Here is an 8,372-nt window from a genome sequence, read left to right as displayed (position 1 = left end):
GGTTATAGATATAAAATGGCTGAGAAAACAAGGTATAAAATATCCGTTGAAGAAAAAAGGGTGGATCAGCTTTTACACCGATCTGTACCCAGAAGAGAATGAATCGTTGAGGCATTTCTGTTTGAGAATAGCTCTCTACTACAAGAAGAGATGGGGGATAGAAACTGGATATAGATGCATCAATGACTTCAATGGCCAAACTCATTCTTTATATGATTCGATCAGGTTATTTCTGTATCTTCAGGCCATCCTGCTGTACAACTTATGGATTCAGATAAACCTTCAATTCAAGGATGATCCGGACAGAAAGAAATATTTCAGAGATGGAATACCCAAATCAACCATCAAATTCGTTATGGAAGAACTGGCAAGAGACTGGCTAAAAGAGAGGGAGAACAGCTCTGAAACCTAACAAACGCTGAACTCGCATCTGCAATATGTTAGAGTTGGCCATCATCTTTTTCTTGTTTGGACCCGAAAACTCTGTTTTCCATCCCTCGTTTTCCTCCATCTGAAAATTTTAGAGGAATAGATTGTTTCTTCTCGTCACCCGAGGAGAAACAATTAGGTTACAAAATGGAGCTTATTCGTAGAGACTAAACATATAAAAACACATTTAACAGGAAATGTGATATAATATTCTAAATGGAAGCAAAAAAAGTTGATGTTGTTATCATTGGCGGGGGCATCGCTGGATTAACACTTGCAAAGTTTCTTGCAGAGAAAGGTATCGATTTTATTTTGCTTGAAGAACATAACGATTTTTTCCAGAAAGCTTGTGGTGAAGGAATATATCTTGAATTGGCGGGATACAACTTCTTTGATTTGTATGAGAGTAAGGAAGGCATTGAGAAGATAATATACAATACCACCATATCTACCAAATACGGCGAAATTGGTTTGTATATGCCCATAATAATGAGCGACAAAAAATCGGTGGAAAAAGAGCTTGCACGGCAGGCAGTAACGAATGGCGGGAAAATAGTCATGAACTCTAAAGTGAATTTGATAACAACCGATGGAAATTATCTAAGGGTAATTCCTCAGAATATCATGGGAAAAATAGTTGTCGGCGCAGACGGCGTAAATTCGATCGTTAGGGAGTATATGGGCATTGCAAGGCCAAATATCGGTATCGCTGCTTATGGAATTCATCCTGACTTGGGAAAACCATATGATAGTTGTCATATTGAACTTAAAAAAAACAGTTATTCCTTGGGGTTATTCATGGTTTTTTCCTAAAAAAAGCGGATGGAATATTGGTATTGGTACCGCCAAGCCAAACCACTTTAAGGAGAGTTTCAACAAGTTTAAGGATAGGTTTCCAGAAGTTAAGGAATGGAAAGTTGGCATTATCCCAATATCAAAGCCCATCAAGTCATACAGTAAAAATACGATACTGGTAGGCGATTCAGCATCCCAGGTACTGGCCGGAACAGGCGCTGGTACATTGACTTCAATGATATGTGCAAGGATAGCGGCCGATAAAATTATAGAAATGTCAAAAAACAACTTTAGGAATGTTGATTTATCTCAATATGAGAAAGCCTGGAAGAAAAAACTATCAAAGATATTTGCAAGTGCATATAATTACCATAGATTACTCAAGATAGCAAATGTATCAGAATACTTTTTTCACATATTGCTCAAGGTGATCTGCAAAATTTCATCAGATATGTATAGAAAACGAAGAAAATATATGATAAGGTAAATCTCAGGATTTTGGCCTAGCGTTACAAAATACGCCATCCGATTGTTTTTACAAAACTATAAATAGGGATTTAATTTACTCTATTGCTCTACATACAGTAGAGAAAAAGGTATTGATAATGTATAGAGAAAGAAGAGAAAGTGGCAGTAGGTTTGACAGACCGCCAAGAGAGATGCATAAAGTAATTTGCTCTGATTGTGGTAAGGAAACCGAAGTGCCATTTAAACCAACAGAAGGAAGACCTGTTTATTGCAGGGACTGCTTTAGCAAGCATAGACGTAGATATTGAGAAAAGTATATCTCGATTAGAGTAAAAGCTTATCTAAAGATCTAATCTCCATCTTTAGGGGTTAATGCCCCGCTATTATTTTAAAAATTTCAAAGTCATAAGGATTTTAGCCTAGCGCTACGATTCTAAGGGGGTTGGTATGATTATCTCCATTTGCCTACTTTGACGGTTTTTCTTATCTGTTGGAATGCCTCTATTTCGTAACAGCAATGATGTATTTTTTTAAGGTTTAGGGGTTGAATATCCCTGTGAATACATTTCTTACAAGTATTTGCTCTAGCCACTCAAAGATTTTTTCGAGTAACATTGTAAAAGGATTTTGATAGGTTTTTGGCATACTCACTGGTAGTGGGTCTGACCAATCACTTTCTAATCCGTGTTCATCTCTAATTTTTACCCTAATGTCATAGTCCCCCTTTGTAGTCCATGTATAATTCACCCTGACTGTTTCTCCAGAGTTAACAAAGCTGGTCCACGTAGTATTGCCCTCTCCCCATTCAAAACAATACTTTATTTTATTATCATCTGGGTCTATTGCAGTTGCTGAATAAGTATATTCTTCTCCAACTTTTCCCTTCATTACACCCTCTGGCTTCTCTGGTCTGCTAGGAGGATAATTTGGTCCAGTAAAATAGTATGTGCTTTTTTCAATTTTGCATTCTCCATAGGCAATTCTAAACCACCCATCTTCACCCCACTCTGTTCCCCAACTGTTTTTACAAATCCAATATCCCTCACCTTCTCCCCCCCATGTATCATCATACCCAACAATCGTAATACAATGACCAAATACATACTCATTACTTGTTTGGCTATACACGCCACCAGTATAATTCGGATAAAAATCATCATATACATCCATCGTCGTACCCAAAGGACCATATTCAACAAGAGCGTTCTGGATTGATAAAACATCTGAATGAACTGCGTGATAACCGTCTATTCCTATTAGCATTTCTCTCCATTCTGTGCATTTAGCATCACACGGGATAGTATCATCTGCTTCATATGGAAAACACGATTCTGGTATGGCTCCATTATTTTTTATCCAATTAAGCGTGTTAAACCAATACCAACCCTCACAACTTCCCGGTGAACACGAAAGCATATATTGTTCAGAAAGATCAACATCCGTTTCAGGTTCATTTCTCCAAATTTTAATCGCAGATTCTAATGCAGCAAGTGAACCAAAAGCCCAACAACTTCCACAAACATCCTGCAATTGATCTTTTATCGGTGTTGTCCAATCATACCCATCCACATCTCTCCAATCCCATTGAGGAGGAACTTTACCCATAAATTTCTCACCTTCAACTGGAAATAATTCAGCAAACAACCCCTTCACTAAAGGATTTTCTTGTGTTAAAACTTGGTGTTCTAAAGATAACTCATCTTCTTCATCCCCATCCGCAAAGTTTGTTGGAATTAAAAATAATATCCCTACTAAAACACAAACTAAACCTTTCAATGCCAATTTCTTCATCTTTCTCTCACCCCTAAAATATGTAATCAACAATTTGTTTAAAAAAGCTTGCATGATAGCTTACTTACCCGACTATGCATGTATCTAAAACTACCCCATTCCTGTTGATCCTGCAACACCCTTCTCAAGATATGCAGTGCGGTCTATTTCCTCGAGTGAATTGCCTATGGGCTGTTTATATTTAACTCCCGCTGGCTCTATGCAACTGACGCCGTTGTAATTCAACCAGAATTCACATTGTTTAAAGGCGCACAGCCTCGCCACCCTCCCTGCCTCCAATCCCTCACCAGAATACTTAATAAATAACAATTCCTTATACGGGGCAAGGGCTCGTAGCCCAGCCAGGACAGGGCGACAGCCTCCTAAGCTGTAGATCAGGGGTTCGAATCCCCTCGGGCCCGCTAATTTGAACATAATATTATGAAAATGCTGGCTATATTGATGGGCATTTTGCTTCTAATACCTAATTTTTCAGTTTCCCAGCCATACGGAGACGGTATAGATTTAAGGCTGAAATGGGTGAAGGTTGAAAGATCATGCATTGGCGAGGGTGAGCTTATAAAAATAAAGGCAAGGGTGGAAAACTGCGGCACGGGAAATGCAACTATTCCTCCTTTCACCGTTTCTTTTTATCATGATGAAATAAATGAATTAAATTTGATAGAGAGAAAACATTATGATTCCATAAATGTCTACAGGCTCCCGTCTGTTTACTGGGATACAAAAGGATTTACAGGAGAATGTGCAATCATAGCCCATGTTGACATAGATGATGAAAATAACAGTAACAACGATGCCGTCACTTCCATAAAAATTTTCGACACCATGCCAGATGAATACGAGAAAAAAATTACAATAACAGAGATTTATTATTATGCCCGTCCGAATAAAAATAATGAATATGTATGCATTCATAACCCGACTTCGAAGAAAATACATCTCTACGGATGGTATCTGACAAAGGATCCGTGGAAAAGAGTAGATAAACAAACCAAAGTCATTTTTCCCAACATGTTCATGAACGAAAATCAGACCATATGCATCACACAGAATGCATCTTCATTCTTTGCGGAAATAGGAGAGGTACCAGACTTTGAGTATTATGATTGTTCCTCCACTCCAAATCTCGAAAGAAAAGGCTCGTTTATTCTTTCAAATGAAGGAGGTGTTGTATGCCTTAAAGACCTGTACAATCATACCATCGATACAGTTGTATACGGAAATAAAAATTTCAGTGGTGGAGGGGAAGTTAAATCAATAAATGCGGTTGGTGCAGGAGAGATAATGAAAAGAAAATATAACGGCAAATTCATCGACACAAATTCCAGTAACGACTGGGAATACAACAGAACATATCGCATCGGGCAATCCGATTTTTCTCCGTTTCGGATTCAATTCAGGGGAAACGTAACTCTCTTCTCCTCACCGGATAACTCTTTCGATACCATATCCTCAGAAATTGAAAGGGCGAAAAAATCCATATGCCTGAACATATACGAGTTCACCAGCCCTCAACTTTACTACTCCCTTCACCGCGTTTTAGATAAAAACGTTTCAATAAAATTACTTCTCGAAGGCCATCCTGCAGGAGGGCTGAGCATGGAAGAAAGATATATCGCCAGTAAAATTTCCGAGGCGGGAGGAAAATTGTTTTATATGGTGGGGGACGAAAGCGAAGGAAAATACCGTCGGTATACATTTGATCATGCAAAGTATGCCATCATAGATAATGAAACGTCGATAATTCAATCAGCAAACTGGGGTAAAACAGGTGTGCCTGCGTCAAATACGTTTGGGAACAGGGAGTGGGGTGTTGTCGTGAGAAATGAAAGTCTGGCAAATTTCCTTCTGGATGTCCTAAAAGAAGATACTGATTACGCTGAAGATATTATACCCTTCAACCCATCGGATTTTAGGTACGGCAATCCTTATCCTGACTTTGTTATGAACGAAGGAACACCCGAGGGGAATTACCATCCCACCTTTTCTCCGGAAACAATAAACGGCACATTCAATTGCACCGTTATTCTTTCTCCTGATAATGCGGAGGGAAAGATTTGCAGGCTGATAAATTCTGCAAGAAAAAGCATTTTGGTCGAGCAGTTATATATACAAAAAAACTGGGACGGACTGAATCCTTTTTTGAGAGAGATAGTGAATAAAAGTGATGAGGACATAAAGGTGCGTGTTATAATGAATTACAATCCATCATATGAATCAACAAATGAAATGAATGAAGAAACAATGAAATACTTGAAGCAAAACGATATAGATGTAAAATTTGTATATTCTAACTGGTCTTATTTCAGCAACATGCATAATAAGGGTATGATTGTGGACGGAAACAAAACATTGGTTTCATCTATAAACTGGAATGAAAATTCAGTGAGAAATAACAGAGAAGTGGGAATAATCATTGAGAATGAAGATGTCGGAAAATATTTTACAAAAATATTTAACTATGACTGGAACCTTTCCGGGTATGAGGAAGAAGATGAAATGAGTGAAACAAATTATGTAAATGCTCTGGCAGTCACTGCAGTTTTTGCAATTGCATTTTTGCTTTTATATTTCCACTGGAGGAGAAAATGAATTTCCTTTCAATTATATCTGTTTTCATCATGCTGTTCGGCCTCGCATATGCGGCAAAGAAAAAAATACTGATATCGCAGATGATCGTGGTTATCAATTTCATAATTTTTTTCCTTCTAATTTTAACATCCCATGGTTTTTCTACAGCATATTCTCCAATATTCTCCGATCTGGCATTTAAGCCCTCCTATCTGGAAGACATCACGCACGTCCATACGCTGTTCACCTCCATATTTGTTCACGGTGACATCTTCCACATCCTCATGAATATGATTGTATTTCTGCTCGTAGGCATTCCCTTTGAACAGCGAGTTGGCAGTAGAAAATTTGCCGCCATATATTTTGCCACTGGAATTTTTGGTGCAATATTTTTCTCCATTTTTAATTGGGGAAGCAACATAATGCTTGTAGGTGCATCCGGGGCAATTTTCGGCATTCTCGGAGCGTTTGCCGCACTTTATCCAAGGGATGAGGTTGTCATGCCCATTCCCTTTCCTATCATCCTGTTCATAAGAATGCCAGTAGTAGTGGCAACGCTGTTGTTTGCGTCCATGGAGAGTATCTACACGTTCAGCGGCATATCAGATGGGGTGGCACACCTTGCCCACATTGGAGGAATTATTTCCGGCATACTTCTCTCCATTTCCATAAGGAAAAAAGCTGACCATGAAAGGCCCGCTGGCGTAAATTTCAATGTTTTGGAGACTTTAATTCATAATGAGGAGCAGAGAGAAATTTTCGAGAAGATAAAGGAATCCGATGTTTCGGAGGTTAGGGAGGCATGGCTTTCTTACTTGGTAAAAAAGCTGAAATGCCCTAAATGCGGCGGTAAACTTGTGGGGGGCAAAGGAATACATTGCAAAAACTGTGGTTACAAAATCATGTAAAGCCTATGAATTTTCCAAATAAAATATAGCTGGATATAGCATAGCCAATTATTGCCCCTCCGTTAAGGCATGGCAACCCTGCCTGCGGATTGCCTCTTGCTGCCAATCGCATCAGTAAAAAAAATCCGACCGACGAGCCTGTTATCACCGATATTGCCACAATAAAGCTTCCAGAAAAATATGAGGTGGATGCGAGTATGCCGGGTACGATGACATCCCCGAGACCCATGAAAAGAGCATCTCTTTCTTTCCTCAAGCCCGTCTCTTTCAAAAAAGAATAGTTGCGTTTTTTTGGTACAACCATGAGGAGTGGAAGGCTTTCTCCCACGACCGTGTCTGCAAGGCTTATCATGTGTTTTGTCTTGTAAACTGAAATTGCATCATATATGGCAAGTATCGACAGCAAAGCTATTGTCAATGGGATTGAAATGGAAACGCCAAATATTGCAATAATGCCCGCTGCGATTATCATGCCCAGGATGTCAACGACATACCATTCTGGATATTTCATGAGCAGGATGATTGCGAGAATTGCGAGTATAAATGAAACTGAAAAGGAAATAGAAGGTACGATAACCAAAAAAAATGCCTGAAATATGTAATATATCGACATAAAAAATACAAACAGGATTATGTACTTCACAAATTTTTTTTTGTATCTTGCAATTAAAAGGATAAATGCGGTGAATACGATGACAATGAGGATAACTTGCAGAACATTTGCCGGGTCATCTGGATTTTCAAATGCTTTTGCACCCACTGCATGAAATGGTTCTGTCGCCGCCAGGGCCAGAAACTGGATAACAAGGAATAGGAGCCCCATGGCAATGATGGGAATCATATCTTTTTCTTTCATTGCCAGGAAATGATATTTTGATATATAATTGTCCCGATATGATTTGAATAGCGATAGAATCCCGCAAAATGAAAATTGAAGGCATGGCTCACAAAAAATGTTGATTACTATGTCACCCAGCCCCAAAGGCTTTTCTGATTTTTTAAATGCTTCCGATACGGCTTTTTAATGCTAGGAGTAAGGCTGCATAAGCCTGGAAAAATAACGGACTTACACGACAAAACCATTTTAAAAAATGCTCGGAAAAAAGTAAAGGGTGGGAGAGATATGCTTGTAAATGTAATAGTGTACTGACGACGGAGGAGCGAAGGTAAATAACCAGAACAAAAGCTTATAAATGCCTTTTGCATTAGTTTATGTACAATGGAAGGATACACTACAGTTTCCATACCAAAGCAACTGCATGATGCAGCAAAAAAGCTGATAACCTAGATTTGCCCTATTATAACACTACATAAACAACTGATAAGATGTTCAATCAAGAAAAATTACTTCGAAATTATTATATGCGTAGTGTTATTAACACTACATGACTTTCACAAGGCGCATACGAA

General features: G+C 38.7%; 10 protein-coding genes and 1 tRNA gene. 8 read left to right on the top strand and 3 right to left on the bottom strand.

The genetic code is table 11. From position 1 onward, the window contains the following. The 4 genes from U9O96_04080 to U9O96_04065 all read left to right on the top strand — a co-directional run. A partial coding sequence (locus tag U9O96_04080) for a hypothetical protein (GenBank protein MEA2054281.1) occupies nucleotides 1–412 on the top strand: 412 nt, incomplete at its 5' end. A gap of 233 nt (nucleotides 413–645) precedes the next feature. Next, complete coding sequence (locus U9O96_04075; GenBank protein MEA2054280.1) at nucleotides 646–1,242, top strand: FAD-dependent oxidoreductase; 597 nt, start codon at nucleotides 646–648, stop codon at nucleotides 1,240–1,242. Beyond that, nucleotides 1,175–1,711, top strand: coding sequence for a hypothetical protein (locus tag U9O96_04070; protein ID MEA2054279.1), 537 nt, complete (start codon nucleotides 1,175–1,177; stop codon nucleotides 1,709–1,711). Before U9O96_04075 ends, U9O96_04070 begins: the two co-directional genes overlap by 68 nt. 118 nt (nucleotides 1,712–1,829) lie before the next feature. After that, nucleotides 1,830–2,000, top strand: coding sequence for a CxxC-x17-CxxC domain-containing protein (locus tag U9O96_04065; protein ID MEA2054278.1), 171 nt, complete (start codon nucleotides 1,830–1,832; stop codon nucleotides 1,998–2,000). A 229-nt stretch (nucleotides 2,001–2,229) separates the two neighbouring features. Here U9O96_04065 and U9O96_04060 read toward each other — a convergent pair whose 3' ends face one another. Beyond that, complete coding sequence (locus U9O96_04060) at nucleotides 2,230–3,483, bottom strand: C1 family peptidase (GenBank protein ID MEA2054277.1); 1,254 nt, start codon at nucleotides 3,481–3,483, stop codon at nucleotides 2,230–2,232. Between the two features lie 90 nt (nucleotides 3,484–3,573). Next, entirely contained in the window at nucleotides 3,574–3,762 is a 189-nt protein-coding gene (locus U9O96_04055) for a hypothetical protein (protein ID MEA2054276.1), read from the bottom strand. Nucleotides 3,763–3,809: 47 nt separating this feature from the next. On the opposite strand from U9O96_04055, the gene U9O96_04050 reads away from it, so the two are divergent. The 3 genes from U9O96_04050 (at nucleotide 3,810) to U9O96_04040 (ending at nucleotide 6,962) form a co-directional block, all read left to right on the top strand. Beyond that, a tRNA-Arg gene (locus tag U9O96_04050) sits at nucleotides 3,810–3,884 on the top strand. Nucleotides 3,885–3,909: 25 nt separating this feature from the next. Beyond that, nucleotides 3,910–6,075, top strand: a complete 2,166-nt coding sequence (locus U9O96_04045; protein MEA2054275.1) for a phospholipase D-like domain-containing protein — start codon at nucleotides 3,910–3,912, stop codon at nucleotides 6,073–6,075. After that, nucleotides 6,072–6,962 carry a rhomboid family intramembrane serine protease gene (locus tag U9O96_04040; protein ID MEA2054274.1) on the top strand — a complete coding sequence of 297 codons (891 nt, stop codon included), beginning with the start codon at nucleotides 6,072–6,074 and terminating at the stop codon, nucleotides 6,960–6,962. The genes U9O96_04045 and U9O96_04040 overlap by 4 nt, the downstream gene beginning before the upstream one ends. Here the strand turns inward: U9O96_04040 and U9O96_04035 are convergent. Then, nucleotides 6,955–7,818 carry a presenilin family intramembrane aspartyl protease PSH gene (locus U9O96_04035; protein MEA2054273.1) on the bottom strand — a complete coding sequence of 288 codons (864 nt, stop codon included), beginning with the start codon at nucleotides 7,816–7,818 and terminating at the stop codon, nucleotides 6,955–6,957. The genes U9O96_04040 and U9O96_04035 overlap by 8 nt on opposite strands. A gap of 168 nt (nucleotides 7,819–7,986) precedes the next feature. On the opposite strand from U9O96_04035, the gene U9O96_04030 reads away from it, so the two are divergent. Next, nucleotides 7,987–8,112 (top strand): hypothetical protein, encoded by a 126-nt coding sequence (locus tag U9O96_04030; protein ID MEA2054272.1) that lies wholly within the window; start codon nucleotides 7,987–7,989, stop codon nucleotides 8,110–8,112. The last annotated feature ends 260 nt before the right edge of the window (nucleotides 8,113–8,372 follow it).

Source organism: Candidatus Thermoplasmatota archaeon (assembly GCA_034660695.1).
Lineage (GTDB): Archaea > Thermoplasmatota > E2 > UBA202 > DSCA01 > JAYEJS01.
This window is presented reverse-complemented; position numbering and strand designations above follow the sequence as displayed.